The following is a 13004-nucleotide window of genomic DNA, read 5'->3' as shown; positions in this document are numbered from 1 at the left end:
GCGGCAAGATCAATAGGATGCACGGCGACAGCAGGGACAGGTGAAGGGTGTGTTTGGCGACTGCCAATTTACCTGCTTCCCTGACTGTCAACTCGCTCTTCCCCCAGACTCCGCGAAGAACCTTTTTATTTAGTGACAGTAATGGCGACAGTTACGCCTCTTCGGAGCCGCTAAACTGTCACCAAGACAGCCTGTTTCCGGCCCTTCTACCGCACCACCATCAACTCATCCCACCGAGTCGTATACCGCTGGCTCATCATTTCCCGCTTCATCGACCACTCCGCGGTGGAGGGGACGCGTCCGAGCCGCACCGTTCCTCTGCCCTCGCGCGCGTTGATCTGATCGACCACGGCCATCAGCCGGTCGGCACCAGGTCGTGGGGCGCCGGCGAATAGGTCGCCGGTGAATTCGCCTCGCTGCCGCAGATCCATCAGCAGCACCTCCGCCTTGCTGTAGGCGTAGCCCTGCCGGTAGATAGCCTCAAGCCCGCGCACGGCCGCGGCGGCGAGCACGCGGGTGTCGTCGGTTGGGTATGGCAGCGGGCAGCTGATGGCATTGGCGTAGCGGGGCTGGTTGGGGTTGTGCATGCCGGTGCGGATGGCCACCTGCAGCGCGCCGGCCAGGCTCTGCTGGGTACGGAGCTTCTCGGCGGCCTTGGTGACGTAAGCCACGACCGCTTCGCGGATGGGAGCGATATCGCGCAGGCGGCTACCGAACATCTTCGAGGAGCAGATCATCTGCCGCGGCGGTACCGCCTCCTCGAGCTCGAGACAAGAGATCCCGCGCAGCTCGCGGGCGGTCTTCTCCAGCACCACGCTGAACTGCCGGCGCAGCGATGCCGCGTCGTACTGAGCCAAGTCCCAGGCGGTCTGGATGCCTAGTGGTCGAAGGCGAGCAGTCAGCCGCCGGCCGACGCCCCACACCTCGCCGACCTCGGTCATGCGCAGCAGTTTGTCCCGCCGCTCCGGGTCGCGCAGGTCAATCACCCCGCCGGACTTGCGCCAGGTCTTGGCCGCCCAGTTGGCCAGCTTGGCCAAGGTCTTCGTAGGCCCGATGCCCACGCCCACCGGTATGCCGGTCCAGCGCAGCACGCGTTCGCGCACCTCATGCCCCAGCGGTACCAGGTCGCCGGTCATGCCCGTCAGGTCGGCAAACGCCTCGTCGATGCTGTACACCTCGATCCGCGGGAACATCCCCTCTAGCGTGGTCATTACCCGCGAGCTCATCTGGCCGTAGAGCTCGTAGTTGCTGGAGAAGCACACCACGCCCCACTCACGCATCTGATCGCGCCACTGGAAGAAAGGCGCGCCCATCGGAATGCCGAGGCGCTTGGCCTCGCGGGTACGCGCGATCACGCAGCCGTCGTTGTTGCTCAGCACCACCACCGGCACGCTGTCGAGCCACGGCCGGTAGACACGCTCGCACGAGCAGTAGAACGAGTTGCAGTCGATCAGCGCGAACATAGTTGGTGGAGATTGTGCGTGGCCACGCCCCACACATGCAGGGACTCGGTGACAGGAATGGCACGATAGTCCGGGTTTTCAGGCTGCAGCCAGACGCCGGCCGGCGTGATCTGCAGCCGCTTGACCGTCATCCCGCCATCGACGTATGCGACTACGATGTGGCCGGAGCGCGCCTCCAGCGCTTTGTTGACCACCAGCACATCACCATCGTAGATCCCCGCGCCGATCATGCTCGGGCCTTCGACCCGTACCAGGTAAACGTGCGGAGCGCGGAGATCGATCAGCTCATCAATGGATAGCGTGACCTCCTCATAGTCGGCCGCTGGCGAGGGGAAACCCGCAGGCACGCGGGAATCGATGTACTGCAAGAAAGTGGGAGACGGGCCGATGTGGCCCAGGATGGTGGCGCGCATGGTACTACTCTGCGATTACTGTATATATAAACAGTAAACAACGAGCACCGCATGCGGTCAATGTAGAGAGACAGCCATCCGATAGCAGGCTGGAGGGGATATGTGCGGTCGATTCACGCAGTACCGAACAGCGGTCGAGTACCTGGATGCGCTGCGCTATGACAAGCCAATCGAAGGCGGCATCGATCCTGAGCCGATCAACCGCTACAACGTCGCGCCGCGTTCACGTGTGATGATCTTCTACGAGACCGACACATGCCTGCGTATGGCCCGCCTGCCTTGGGGGTATCAGCCCTTCTGGGCAGTGGGTAAGCGCCCGCCCGCGATCAACGCGCGGGTGGAGACGGCAGCGACCAGCCGGTTCTTCCGAGGCATCTGGGCGACCGGCCGAACGCTGGTTGCGGCGGATGGCTGGTACGAGTGGGTCAAGGACCCATCGGACCCGAAGAAAAAGCAGCCCTACTACATCCGCCGCAAGGAAGGAGAGACACTTTGGTTTGCCGCATTGGCGCAGATGGACCGCACCGGCCTGACCGATCGCGACGGCGACGGCTTCGTGATCATCACGGCAGACAGCGACCAGGGTATGGTCGATATCCACGACCGCCGGCCGGTAGTGCTCGAGGCAGATCTGGCGCGCGAGTGGGTCGAGCCGGACCTGCCATTGAAGCGCGCCGAGGAGATCGTGCGCGACCTAGCGCTACCGGTCGAGGCATTCGAATGGTTTGCCGTGGACCGCGCAGTTGGCAACGTCCGCAACGAAGGGCCAAGCCTGATTGAGCCGATTAAGCACTCAAAATCTAACCTCACCTTTTGAGCTGCTGGAAAAAAATCGCGGCCTAGCCTAGACAACGCGCACACGTCGGACTATCAACAATTCGATGCCTGAGTCCCTTCGCGCTCGAGATGATACTGATCGCCCTGACTTGGCAGGTACTTGTCGCCTCGCTGCTCATCTGAACTCCGCTGCCGGAGGGAACACTAATGAAAATCTTGAACATCAGAAAAGCACTCGTGTTAGTGGCTGCTGCATGGCTTTTACAGCTCTCCACACTTTCTCATTCAGCTCAGAACTGCGGCGAACTCGGGTATCAAGAAATAGCTGGTCGAACTTGCGCAGACCTCTTGAAATCTCGACAGGAAGCGCAGCGCCGAGCAGACGCGATTCGACAAGGCGAAGTCAACAGTGCAGCAGAAACGACTGGAAATATGCTCGATGATTTTCTATCAGAGCGCCGCCGCGAGCGTGAAATAAGGAACAAACTCTCCTTAGATGAAGCTGAGCGGGATGCCGCAGAGCAGATGCACCAAAAGACGTTGCGACTAGAGGCCCATCGACAAGCCGTCGATTCATTTGAAAGCGATCTAAACAAAAATAATGAAAATGTATCGGTACATTTGAGTAACTGTATAGCCATGCGCAACGAAAACGGCACCGGAAAGATAAAACTTATGAACAGTTGCAATTACCCTGTAAATGTTAAGTATACATTCTCCAAATCAAAACCTATGAGCGGTACCTACACAACGCTGCAACCAGGATCCACTACATTAGAAAGCGCCAATCAGCCAGAGGAAATCGTATTTAACGTGTGCCGCTTCCCGTCGACTCCGATTAGCCAGCATGGAGGGTGCACAAAATGACAGCAAAATCACTGCCAATTCTGCTCACAATCTTAATTTGTGATGGAACCACTGCGAGTGCACGAGAGATTGAAAACATTTCAGACCAAGTAAAAAAACAACTTGAGCTGCCTATATCTTATGCCGGCTCTCCAAAGCTTAGCAGCCTTAAACAGGGAGTTTACGGAAACACCAAACCTATATATATTTCGTACACCCAAATGAATAATCACGTTTCCTACACTGCCGATTCTGTCTCAGGGGTTCTTGGGTGGAAGGGTTTTATTTTTCTCCCTTCAGGTTCTCATGTAAATAAAATTCTTTATGAGGAGAACCCTGGCTTCCCGAGTGCTGGCTTAAGATTTTTTTCCAGCATCAATTATTCGGACCATGCTACAGAGTCAATGAATACATGCAATTTTGTTACCTCCATTGCGGCGACCCAGGCTATCGATGAATTGCCGGGCACCATTTATAGGTACGACTGCAGCACTACCATGAATGAAGTTTACCACCCAGAAAACGTTGTTTATACTTATTTCTATTCCGACTATCTTAACTTAGTATTGTCCTCTCACATCTCGAAAAGCCCTAACCTAAACGCGAATTATTGGAGTGAAGGAGAGGTTACGTTTATGACCGAGCACGGGACTCTTAAAAGCTCGAAGTTCGTCTTCAAATAATGTTTGCCTGTTCGCTTCCAGCTGGGCCCTTAGCGGTGCTTCACTTGCTGCATGCGCTACTTACGCGCGTAATACACTGCCAACTTGACAGGCCCGACTGGGTAACATCGCTCACCAAGTATCATCCAATTCAGCCTGAAATTGGCTCTGTTAGCCGAGTATGTCCACTCCATCACCTTCAGCTTGCGTTTTTGCGCAAGCTGCCGTCCGGGCAATTGCCGAGCGCTGCACGATGCGCGACTCGCTCAGCAGGGAGGGCGCAAGCTCAATGACATCCGCCTGTCACCGGACGCCGCTGCGGCACTGGCTCGACTGGAGCAGACTGGAGAGTCGGCAACTGCGGCGGTCAACCGGCTACTGATAGAGTCTGCCGGCTCATCCCAAACCTGTACCGGTACGCCTCACGCTCTGCCGAGGTCATGAACTCCCAGGCGAAGTCATCGCCCTTCGGCCCGCCTTGGCACTGGTTGTACCGATACCAGCCGCCCACGCGCAGCCCGGAGTACATCAGGGTGCGCTTGATGCCGCCGACGCCGAGGGTTTTCAGCATCTCGCGGAACAGTTCGTCGGCTTCGGCACGGCTGATTTGCTGGCTGCAGTAAAGCCAGTCATGCACAACGCCAGCGGCGCGATGGTCCAGACCGTCAAACAGCGGATCAACCAGCCAGGGGATGCTCGCCAAATCGGTGATGAACCAGCGCGGCACCGTGAATTCGCGGCCATCACGCGCGTGATAGCGAAAAGGTTCCAGCAGCACCCACTCGCCGGGCTTGTAGGCGCGCAGATCAAGCGCGCCGGAGAACCATGCGCTACTCATAGCACTCGACCCTCACGCGATGTGGGGCCGTGCGGGTGTCCATAACGGCGCGATAGGCGGCACGGTCTACGGCTGGCTTGCCGCAGTAGTAGGAAGCCAGCGAGGCGGCGCAGCCTTGCAGGGTGAGCAGCAGGCAGGCGGCAACAATGATGCGGATCATGCGAGGACTCCCCCGGCTTTCGAGTATGCGGCCAGCAGATTGCTGACCTTGTGTTCGTGCTGCCCGTACCCGGCGCCCGGCAGCGATGCCCAGCGGCTGCGGCACTTCTCGATCGCCTGCTCGATGCGCCCGGCCTTGATGTCGCCCAGCGCTCGGCATTCGCGGATCAGGTGCAACGCGATGCGGTCTTGGTTCTCCGGCGTGAAACCTCCAAACAGACCGAGACTTTTCCGGTAGTGGTCCCAGTAGCGCGACAGGATCTGGTAGCGGCCGGCGGCCGTGGACTTGATGCCGAGCTTCGGCAGGTCGATCAGGCGCCGCGGATGATCGGCGTATGAGTCGAACAGCGAACCGCCGACCACCACGTCATAACCCTGATCCCGCGTCGGCTGGCGACCGTTGTCGGTGCCTTCGGACCAGGCGATCAGATCCAGGAAGGCGAGCACGTTCGTGCCGCCCGCTTGGGCAGCTGATATTCGAGGCATGAGTTTTCTCCAGGCGAAAAAAAGCCCGCGCATGGCGGGCTCCGAAACCACAGCTGCGCAGGCGGGGGAGGAAGCGCAGGTGATACCAATATGATTCCACTAAATGTGATGTCTGTCACTATTCCAAAACGCGCTCCTTGAGCGCAGTCAAAGCGCTGCGGGCAGAACATGGCACTCTGCAAAAGTGGCACTATGACAGCATCAGTCTTTGGATTGTGTCACCATAACAAGGCTTTACTCGGCATGGAGTCAGGATGAGTTACCAAGGAAAGGATCGGCGCCAGTGCACAGCGCTGCGCAACCACATCGACGCACTACTGGCAGCCGGCGCCTCGCTGGTGGGCCGCGACCCCGTCAGGCTGGTGTACAAGCGACAAATGCTAACCGTTCAGCATGGCATGCTGCTGAGCGAGCCGACACCAACTGAGCTTGTCGAAGCGCTAAACATGCTGGCCGAAGGCGATGACAGCAGGCGATCTGCAGCCATCGAGGCATGCCTGCGGCACCTCGACAGCGCGCTTGCCCCCTACCCTCCGTTTTGTCACCGCGTACACGAGCTGAATGGCACAGCTGCGGTTTCTAGCGACGGTCTATAAGGAATCGCTTATGACGGTAGTGACGCTCCTATTTGGCTTGGCGATTTTGGTATTCGTTGTGCTGCCGGTGTATCAGGTAATTAGCCTGATGCGCTCTGACGCCCGAGCAAAAAAACGCTGGCAGGCACTGCCGAGCGTGGATGAGTACCTGGCAGCCCACAAGGGCAACCGAAACCGAGGCATCTGCTGCTGGAAGTGTAATTCCAACCAGATCTCGGAATCGGACGTGTTTGATACCGGATACATCCACTACTGCAGGCGCTGCAAAACCAGCCTCTACCGCACAGGGTGATTCTGCGAGAACAGCTCACGGCCAGTAGTGATCTGCCGCATAGTCAGCCGGAATAGGGTCCAGCGCTTTCAGGTCGCTGCCGGCGAAGGTGTGCCGCGAACGGTGCGCGCTGGCGGCCTTGGCCAGCTCGATGACAGTCTGGGCATCCATCGGCACGCGGCTGTTGTCGGCGGCGATCCAGGCGAAGTCCTCGGCAGGGTCCGACCAGCGCAGGTCACCAGGCTGAGCGCCATCCAGCGCGGCCATCAGCGCCTCCAGCGCCTTGCCGCTGAATACCTCCCAGTCCCCCGCTCGCTCGGGTGACGGCAGCCGTGATTGGTAGCGCACGCCCGCGAACTCGAATCCGGCGCTAATGCGGCGGTCGCGCTCGGCGTCGATCAGCGGCGCCATTTCCGCGCGGCTCTGGGCCGCGTGCTCAGCGATTTCCTCGGCGCTCCACGGCACGACCTCACGCACCACGACCACGACGCGGCGCTCAGGATCAACCGTCAGCGTCTCGTCGCCGTAGCGCTCGAACTCCCCGAGCGCCGGTGACTGATCGTCCTCGGGCCACCAGGCGCAGTCGGAGACGCCTAGTTGCGGATCGGTCCAGCTGAGGTCGGCGAGGGATTCGGGGGCGAGGCCAACGAGGAACGAAGGGATGGGCTCGCGGGCGGCGGTGTTGGATTGAACTTTGATCATGCTGCGCTCCATTAGTAGAACCATTCGACGACCATGCCGCCCTCCAGTCTTCAAGGCCCTGCTTACGCGGGGCCTTTTGATTTGCGGCTGAGCAACCTGCAGATGGTTCGCCTTCCGCCAGAGGTTTCATGCGTCGTCGACCCAACCACTGACGGCTCTCAGCCGCGCAGGAACGCCAGCACTCGCTGTGTGAACGCGTCGCCCGCTTCTACGTTCGATAGATGCGCAGCCTCGAATGCGACCAGTTCGGCGGCGGGGATATTGGACTGGATGAACTGGCCATGCTCGATGGTTGTCACCGGGTCCTTGGAGCCGCAAACGACCAGTGTCGGTGCCTTGATCGCGCCCAGCTGTGCGCGATAGTCGGCATCGCGCACAGCCGCGCAGTTGGCCGCGTAGCCGTCTGGGGAGGTGCTGGCGATCATCTCGGTGATGTGTGCCACAGCCGCTGGGTTCGCCTCGGCGAAGCCCGCTGTGAACCAGCGAGCAATGGATGCATCGCGCATGTCGCGCATGGCTTGCTCGCGGCCGGCCAGGACACTGTCGATGCGGGCGTTCCATACTTCGTCGGTGCCGATCTTAGCTCCGGTATTGCACAGCACCAGTCGTTGCAGTCGGTCGCCGGCATGGATTCCGAGCCACTGTCCGATCAGCCCGCCCATGGAAAGGCCGCAGAAGGAAAAGCGCTCGATACCCAGTGTATCGAGCAGGGCCAGCACATCCCTTCCCAGCTGCTCGATACTGTAGGGGCCAGTGGTGACGCTCGACTCGCCGTGGCCGCGCGTATCGTAGCGCAGCACTCGAAAATGCTCTGAAAACGCGGGAATCTGCTCGTCCCACATGCCCAGGCTGGTACCCAGAGAATTGGAAAGCACCAGCACCGGCGCGTTATCCGCACCGTCGAATCGATAGTTCAGACTTGCATCAGCCAGTTTTACGCTCGGCATTGTTCTACTCACTCGCGTTATGTTCTGTCGGTGTGCTCGATCAAGCACAGCCTGATTCGGAGATTCTTGCGATCACGGGCGGCTTCGCCGACGCTCTGCGCGTGCCTCGGCAGCACGCAGCACGACGTAGAGGTCTAGCCCAATTCGATACCCGCGCAAGCGCTTTCAGCTGCATGCTCGCAATGTGTCGCGGTCGAGATCGCCGCCACGGCAGTCTGCGCACGATCCAGGTCAGACCCGCTCCACTACCAGCGCCAGCCCCTGCCCTACGCCGACGCACATAGTCGCGAGACCGAGACGGCCACCAGTTTTCTCCAGCTGATGGACTGCAGTCAGCACCAGGCGAGCACCGCTCATGCCAAGCGGATGGCCCAGGGCGATGGCGCCGCCGTTGGGGTTCACCTTCGGGCTGCCATCTGGCAGGCCGAGATCGCGAGTCACGGCCAGGCCCTGCGCGGCGAAGGCTTCGTTCAGCTCGACCACATCGAAGTCGCTTACCGTGATATTCAGGCGCTCACACAGCTTGCGCACTGCCGGCACCGGGCCATACCCCATGACCCGCGGGGCGACGCCGGCACTGGCCATGCCGAGCACCTTGGCGCGGGGTTTGAGGCCATACTTCTGCACCGCTTCGGCACTGGCGAGGATCATCGCTGCGGCACCATCGTTGACGCCCGAGGCGTTGCCGGCGGTGACGGTCTTGTCCGGGCCATTGACCGGCTTGAGCTTGGCCAGCGCCTCGGCCGTTGTATCGGCGCGCGGGTGCTCGTCGGTATCGACTACCGTTTCGCCTTTCTTTCCCTTAATCACCACCGGAACGATTTCTTCGGCAAAGAACCCGCTCTGTTGAGCTACCGCCGCTCGCTGCTGGCTACGCAGAGCGAAAGCATCCTGATCGGAGCGGCTGATCTGCCACTCATCGGCGACGTTGTCAGCAGTCTGCGGCATGGCATCCACGCCATACATTTCCTTCATCTTCGGATTGATAAAGCGCCAGCCAATGGTGGTGTCCTCAATCTTCTGGGTCCGACCGAACGCCGTGTCGGCCTTGCCCATCACGTAGGGCGCGCGGGACATGGACTCGACGCCGCCGGCCATCGCCAGCTCCATTTCACCGCAGGCGATGGCGCGAAACGCGGCGCCCACGGCATCCATGCCCGAAGCGCACAGACGGTTGAGGGTCACGCCCGGCACCGTATCCGGGAGGCCGGCGAGCAGCGCGGCCATGCGCGCTACGTTGCGATTGTCCTCCCCAGCCTGGTTGGCGCTGCCCATGAAGACTTCCTCGATCGCCGCAGGATCGAGCTGCGGGTTGCGTTCCAGCAGCGCCCGCAGCGGGATCGCAGCCAGGTCGTCAGCACGTACGGCTGCCAGCGCACCGCCGAAGCGGCCAATCGGCGTGCGTACGGCATCACAGATGAATACCTCGCGGCTCATTCCTCACCTCCCAGCTGACCATGGGCGGCAGCCGTGCGCGCTTCCAGGGCGCGCAGCGCTTCCAGCTCCTCGGCACGCGGCGCCTCGGTGACGACCACGTTGTCGGCGAAGCGGATCTGCCAACCGGTGTTCTCGATCACCTGCTCGCGGGCCACACCCGGATGCAGAGCGGTGACCACGAATTCGTTAGTACCCTCTTCCGGTTCCATGATGCACAGATCGGTGATGATCGCCACCGGACCGGCACCCGGCAGGCCCAACTGCTTGCGGTGATCGCCGCCCTCACCGAAGCCGACCGAGGTGATGAAAGCCAACTTGTCGACGAAGGTGCGATGCGACTGCTTGAGGATGATCAGCACTTGCTTGGCGCTGCCAGCGATCTCCGGCGCGCCGCCGGCACCTGGCAGGCGCACCTTGGGCTGGTGGTAGTCACCGATCACCGTGGTGTTGATGTTGCCGTACTTGTCCACCTGCGCGGCGCCGAGAAAGCCGACGTCGATGCGCCCGCCCTGCAGCCAGTAGCGGAAGATTTCGCCAGTCGGCACCACCGTGTCGGCAGTTTCGGCCAGCTCGCCGTCACCGATGGACAGCGGCAGCACCGAAGGCTTGGCGCCGATCGGGCCGGATTCGTAGATCAGCACCACTTCCGGGGCGTGGGTCAGGCGGGCCAGGTTGGCAGCCTTGGACGGCAGGCCAATGCCGACGAAGCAGACACTGCCATTGCCCAGCCGACGGGCCGCGGCGACGGTCATCATTTCGTTTGTGTTGTAAGCGCTCATCAGTTGGCCTCCTGCTGGGCGATCTTCGCGCGATAGGCGGCGAATTCGGCGGTGCCGCGAATGTAGGTGTCGATCCAGGCGCTGAACGCCTCGCGGTCACGGGCGATCGGGTCCCAAGCCTGGTAGAAACGGTTGTCTCGCTCGTAGTAGCCATGCGCGTAGGACGGGTGCGCGCCACCCGGCACCAGGCACACCGCGCTCAGGGCCCAGGTCGGCAGCACGCAGGCGTTCATCGGCGCCTGGAGGTCATCGACGATCTCTTCGACGGTGACGATGCAGCGCTTGGCTGCCAGGGCGGCTTCCTTCTGCACACCAAGAATGCCCTGGATCAGCACGTTGCCCTTGCGATCGGCCTTCTGCGCGTGGATCACGGTGACGTCCGGGCGCACGCTGGGCACGGCCGCCAACACTTCCCCGGTGAACGGGCAGGTAACCGACTTGATCAGCGGATTGACTTTGGGCAGGTCGGAGCCGGCATAGGCACGCAGCACCGCAAACGGCAGACCAGAGGCGCCGGCGACGTAGGCATTGGCGAGGTCGGCGTGGCTGTGCTCCTCGATCTCCAGCGGCTGCGGCCAGCCCTTCTCCACCGCATCACGCAGACGATGCAGCGAGCCGACGCCGGGATTTCCGCCCCAGGAGAAGATCAGCTTCTTCGCGCAACCGGCACCGATCAGCAGGTCGTAGACCAGGTCCGGTGTCATGCGCACCAGGGTCAGGTCCTTGCGCCCCTGGCGCACGATTTCATGGGCGGCTGCGGTGGGAATCAGGTGGGTAAAGCCTTCTAGGGCGACGGTGTCGCCATCCTGGACGAAGCGCTCGACCGCTTCGCGGAGCGAGAGGAATTCAGCCATGAGTCGGATCTCGTGTTGTTTTCTGTACGCCGATTGCGTTGTGAAAACGTTAACGGTCCATCCCCAGCCAAACAATCCGATAATCGACATAACGTTCGATTATCGAACAACTTAAGCACCGTTCCATTGTGATGAACAACGCCGACTCAGCGCGCGAATCCACCTAGAGCACCGTAGTCGCCGATGGTCGCGAGAGCTTCGATCAATGGAACAGCCGCGTGCTCAATTCGCGGCTGGCCTCCAGCAGCACGGGCAGGAATCGGGTCTCCAGCTCCTGACGCGAGACGCGCCCGGCATGGGTGCCGATGTTCAGCGCGGCCAGCACCTGGCCGGCGGAATCCTTGAGTGGAACGGCCAACGAACGCAGGCCCATTTCCAGTTCCTGATCGATGATGACCCAACCCTGCTGGCGAATCTCGGCGATGTTTTCGCGCAGCGCCTCCGGGCTGTGCAAGGTGCGGCTGGTCTTTACTTGCAGGTCGGCTCGCCCCAGGTAGTCGTCGAGCGCCGCGTCATCCAGCGCCGCCAGCAAGATGCGGCCCATCGACGTGCAATAGGCAGGCAGCCGACTGCCCACCGACAGATCTACCGAGATGAGCCGCTGAGGGGTGGCCGAACGCGCCACATAGAGCACCTCATCACCCTCCAGCGTCGCCATCGAACAGGCTTCGTGAAGCTGCTCGCTGAGGCGGTCGAGAATCGGCTGCGCGGTAACTGCCAGCGGCGTGGACGACAGATAGGCGTGACCGAGGGTCAGCACCTTGGGCAGCAGCGAATAGGTGCGCCCGTCGGTGGTGACGTAGCCAAGTTTCATCAGGGTATGCAGGCAGCGGCGCACCGCGGCGCGGGGGATCTCTGTGCGGTGGCTGATCTGCGCGATGGTCAGGTGGCGCTTCCGCTCCTGGAACGCATGAATCACAGCCAACCCGCGCGCCAGCGAAGTCATGAAGTTGGGATCGCCGGTTAGCGCCTCGATGCGTTTGGCGGGGGACGCGACGATGGGCGGCGCCATCGGTGGCTGGAGAACTCGTGAATCATCGGTCATGCAGGACACCCCAGACGCTGACATCGGGGCGATTATCGGTGCATCGACCGATAATCGCCAGCGCTGCACCTGGCCGGCGACGGAGAAGATGCCAGCCCGCCGCAAGGTCATTTGGCGGGCGTTTACCTAAGCGGCAATGCCACAGCGTAAAGGGGAAGTCAGAGCCGAGTCAGGCCACGGCTCACTGTCGGCGGCAGCGCCGGCCCGCTACCACTGGCGGCGGCGATCGTGATGCTGCTGGGACTTAGCCGGCCGGTAGCTCCTGTGTTGAACCGGGTGGCGCACGGCGTTCTTGTAGTGACGGTCACCGCCCTGACTGTAGTGCCGGGAAGGCTGGTCGTGACGATGACTCCGATGCTGCTCGTAGCGCTCGTGCCGAACCACCGGCGGCGGAGCGTGGCGTGGGTAATCGGAACGGTCGTATCGGTAATGGCGGGCTGGATAGCCGTCGTAGCGATACTCGCGGTATTCGCCGTGGTAATAGGGGCGGTGATAACCGTGGCCGGCGTACTCATGCACGGTACAGCCGCTCAGCGTGATCAGCCCGAGAAACAACACGAGAAGACGTGACATAGATGACTCCAGAGACAGGCAAGGCCTAGCAGGCCGTTGAAAAACTCGGCTTCAACTGCCCCAACCCGTCCGGTTTGGCGCTTTTTCAAGCGCTTTGGCCTAACGGAGTCCACACAAGGCCTGACTTCAGGCCTTTTTGACAGGTTTCAGCACCAC

17 protein-coding genes are annotated in these 13004 nt (G+C 61.1%); 5 read left to right on the top strand and 12 right to left on the bottom strand.

The genetic code is table 11. The features are described 5' to 3' along the window. Positions 1-206: 206 nt before the first annotated feature. Together umuC and IEG05_RS22575 are read right to left on the bottom strand one after the other, a co-directional pair. Positions 207-1463: a translesion error-prone DNA polymerase V subunit UmuC gene (umuC, locus tag IEG05_RS22580; RefSeq protein WP_046619978.1), complete on the bottom strand. Its 1257-nt coding sequence runs from the start codon at positions 1461-1463 to the stop codon at positions 207-209. Continuing rightward, positions 1451-1876: a LexA family protein gene (locus tag IEG05_RS22575; protein WP_191122755.1), complete on the bottom strand. Its 426-nt coding sequence runs from the start codon at positions 1874-1876 to the stop codon at positions 1451-1453. Before IEG05_RS22575 ends, umuC begins: the two co-directional genes overlap by 13 nt. Before the next feature lie 100 nt (positions 1877-1976). Between IEG05_RS22575 and IEG05_RS22570 the strand changes: the two genes are divergently transcribed. The 3 genes from IEG05_RS22570 (at position 1977) to IEG05_RS22560 (ending at position 4182) form a co-directional block, all read left to right on the top strand. Then, on the top strand, positions 1977-2693 hold the full coding sequence (locus tag IEG05_RS22570; protein WP_046619984.1) for an SOS response-associated peptidase family protein: 717 nt from the start codon (positions 1977-1979) through the stop codon (positions 2691-2693). 167 nt (positions 2694-2860) lie between these two features. Further along, entirely contained in the window at positions 2861-3520 is a 660-nt protein-coding gene (locus IEG05_RS22565; protein ID WP_152664406.1) for a hypothetical protein, read from the top strand. Continuing rightward, entirely contained in the window at positions 3517-4182 is a 666-nt protein-coding gene (locus IEG05_RS22560; protein WP_152664407.1) for a hypothetical protein, read from the top strand. The genes IEG05_RS22565 and IEG05_RS22560 overlap by 4 nt, the downstream gene beginning before the upstream one ends. 346 nt (positions 4183-4528) lie before the next feature. On the opposite strand, the gene IEG05_RS22555 is transcribed toward IEG05_RS22560, so the two are convergent. From IEG05_RS22555 to IEG05_RS22545, 3 genes are read right to left on the bottom strand one after another with little or no spacing between them, the layout of a single operon-like run. Beyond that, positions 4529-4999: a DUF1353 domain-containing protein gene (locus tag IEG05_RS22555; RefSeq protein WP_052742210.1), complete on the bottom strand. Its 471-nt coding sequence runs from the start codon at positions 4997-4999 to the stop codon at positions 4529-4531. Beyond that, positions 4992-5159 (bottom strand): hypothetical protein, encoded by a 168-nt coding sequence (locus tag IEG05_RS22550; RefSeq protein WP_161796177.1) that lies wholly within the window; start codon positions 5157-5159, stop codon positions 4992-4994. The genes IEG05_RS22555 and IEG05_RS22550 overlap by 8 nt, the downstream gene beginning before the upstream one ends. Then, positions 5156-5644, bottom strand: a complete 489-nt coding sequence (locus tag IEG05_RS22545; RefSeq protein ID WP_042919901.1) for a glycoside hydrolase family 24 protein — start codon at positions 5642-5644, stop codon at positions 5156-5158. The genes IEG05_RS22550 and IEG05_RS22545 overlap by 4 nt, the downstream gene beginning before the upstream one ends. A gap of 254 nt (positions 5645-5898) precedes the next feature. On the opposite strand from IEG05_RS22545, the gene IEG05_RS22540 reads away from it, so the two are divergent. Both IEG05_RS22540 and IEG05_RS22535 read left to right on the top strand, forming a co-directional pair. After that, a complete protein-coding gene (locus IEG05_RS22540; protein ID WP_046619987.1) occupies positions 5899-6240 on the top strand; it encodes a hypothetical protein in 342 nt (113 codons plus the stop codon). A gap of 10 nt (positions 6241-6250) precedes the next feature. Then, a complete protein-coding gene (locus tag IEG05_RS22535) occupies positions 6251-6532 on the top strand; it encodes a hypothetical protein (protein WP_042919905.1) in 282 nt (93 codons plus the stop codon). A gap of 15 nt (positions 6533-6547) precedes the next feature. Here IEG05_RS22535 and IEG05_RS22530 read toward each other — a convergent pair whose 3' ends face one another. The 7 genes from IEG05_RS22530 to IEG05_RS22500 form a co-directional block, all read right to left on the bottom strand. Continuing rightward, positions 6548-7213 carry a DUF4376 domain-containing protein gene (locus IEG05_RS22530; protein ID WP_161796178.1) on the bottom strand — a complete coding sequence of 222 codons (666 nt, stop codon included), beginning with the start codon at positions 7211-7213 and terminating at the stop codon, positions 6548-6550. A gap of 158 nt (positions 7214-7371) precedes the next feature. Further along, complete coding sequence (gene pcaD / locus IEG05_RS22525; protein ID WP_046619988.1) at positions 7372-8160, bottom strand: 3-oxoadipate enol-lactonase; 789 nt, start codon at positions 8158-8160, stop codon at positions 7372-7374. Between the two features lie 231 nt (positions 8161-8391). Further along, the gene (gene pcaF, locus IEG05_RS22520; protein WP_046619991.1) at positions 8392-9597 is read right to left on the bottom strand and encodes a 3-oxoadipyl-CoA thiolase; all 1206 of its coding nucleotides are present in this window, start codon (positions 9595-9597) and stop codon (positions 8392-8394) included. After that, the gene (locus tag IEG05_RS22515) at positions 9594-10376 is read right to left on the bottom strand and encodes a CoA-transferase subunit beta (protein WP_023443941.1); all 783 of its coding nucleotides are present in this window, start codon (positions 10374-10376) and stop codon (positions 9594-9596) included. Before IEG05_RS22515 ends, pcaF begins: the two co-directional genes overlap by 4 nt. After that, entirely contained in the window at positions 10376-11230 is an 855-nt protein-coding gene (locus IEG05_RS22510) for a CoA transferase subunit A (RefSeq protein ID WP_046619993.1), read from the bottom strand. The genes IEG05_RS22515 and IEG05_RS22510 overlap by 1 nt, the downstream gene beginning before the upstream one ends. A 202-nt stretch (positions 11231-11432) precedes the next feature. Further along, positions 11433-12275, bottom strand: coding sequence for an IclR family transcriptional regulator domain-containing protein (locus IEG05_RS22505; RefSeq protein ID WP_191122754.1), 843 nt, complete (start codon positions 12273-12275; stop codon positions 11433-11435). A 207-nt stretch (positions 12276-12482) separates the two neighbouring features. Beyond that, on the bottom strand, positions 12483-12848 hold the full coding sequence (locus IEG05_RS22500; protein ID WP_139229565.1) for a hypothetical protein: 366 nt from the start codon (positions 12846-12848) through the stop codon (positions 12483-12485). Between the last annotated feature and the right edge of the window lie 156 nt (positions 12849-13004).

The sequence above is a fragment of the Stutzerimonas kunmingensis genome (assembly GCF_014764705.1).
Classification (GTDB): Bacteria; Pseudomonadota; Gammaproteobacteria; order Pseudomonadales; family Pseudomonadaceae; genus Stutzerimonas.
Note: the sequence above shows the minus strand (reverse complement) of the source record. Positions and strands in the feature narration are given on the sequence as shown.

Excerpts from the sequence above, each read along its gene's own strand:
- IEG05_RS22505 (WP_191122754.1), bottom strand. The coding sequence starts at position 12,275 with ATGACCGATGATTCACGAGTTCTCCAGCCACCGATGGCGCCGCCCATC.
- umuC (WP_046619978.1), bottom strand. The coding sequence starts at position 1,463 with ATGTTCGCGCTGATCGACTGCAACTCGTTCTACTGCTCGTGCGAGCGT.
- IEG05_RS22515 (WP_023443941.1), bottom strand. The coding sequence starts at position 10,376 with ATGAGCGCTTACAACACAAACGAAATGATGACCGTCGCCGCGGCCCGT.
- IEG05_RS22550 (WP_161796177.1), bottom strand. The coding sequence starts at position 5,159 with ATGATCCGCATCATTGTTGCCGCCTGCCTGCTGCTCACCCTGCAAGGC.
- pcaF (WP_046619991.1), bottom strand. The coding sequence starts at position 9,597 with ATGAGCCGCGAGGTATTCATCTGTGATGCCGTACGCACGCCGATTGGC.
- IEG05_RS22560 (WP_152664407.1), top strand. The coding sequence starts at position 3,517 with ATGACAGCAAAATCACTGCCAATTCTGCTCACAATCTTAATTTGTGAT.
- IEG05_RS22565 (WP_152664406.1), top strand. The coding sequence starts at position 2,861 with ATGAAAATCTTGAACATCAGAAAAGCACTCGTGTTAGTGGCTGCTGCA.
- IEG05_RS22535 (WP_042919905.1), top strand. The coding sequence starts at position 6,251 with ATGACGGTAGTGACGCTCCTATTTGGCTTGGCGATTTTGGTATTCGTT.
- IEG05_RS22570 (WP_046619984.1), top strand. The coding sequence starts at position 1,977 with ATGTGCGGTCGATTCACGCAGTACCGAACAGCGGTCGAGTACCTGGAT.
- IEG05_RS22545 (WP_042919901.1), bottom strand. The coding sequence starts at position 5,644 with ATGCCTCGAATATCAGCTGCCCAAGCGGGCGGCACGAACGTGCTCGCC.
- IEG05_RS22540 (WP_046619987.1), top strand. The coding sequence starts at position 5,899 with ATGAGTTACCAAGGAAAGGATCGGCGCCAGTGCACAGCGCTGCGCAAC.
- IEG05_RS22555 (WP_052742210.1), bottom strand. The coding sequence starts at position 4,999 with ATGAGTAGCGCATGGTTCTCCGGCGCGCTTGATCTGCGCGCCTACAAG.
- IEG05_RS22510 (WP_046619993.1), bottom strand. The coding sequence starts at position 11,230 with ATGGCTGAATTCCTCTCGCTCCGCGAAGCGGTCGAGCGCTTCGTCCAG.
- IEG05_RS22530 (WP_161796178.1), bottom strand. The coding sequence starts at position 7,213 with ATGATCAAAGTTCAATCCAACACCGCCGCCCGCGAGCCCATCCCTTCG.
- pcaD (WP_046619988.1), bottom strand. The coding sequence starts at position 8,160 with ATGCCGAGCGTAAAACTGGCTGATGCAAGTCTGAACTATCGATTCGAC.
- IEG05_RS22500 (WP_139229565.1), bottom strand. The coding sequence starts at position 12,848 with ATGTCACGTCTTCTCGTGTTGTTTCTCGGGCTGATCACGCTGAGCGGC.
- IEG05_RS22575 (WP_191122755.1), bottom strand. The coding sequence starts at position 1,876 with ATGCGCGCCACCATCCTGGGCCACATCGGCCCGTCTCCCACTTTCTTG.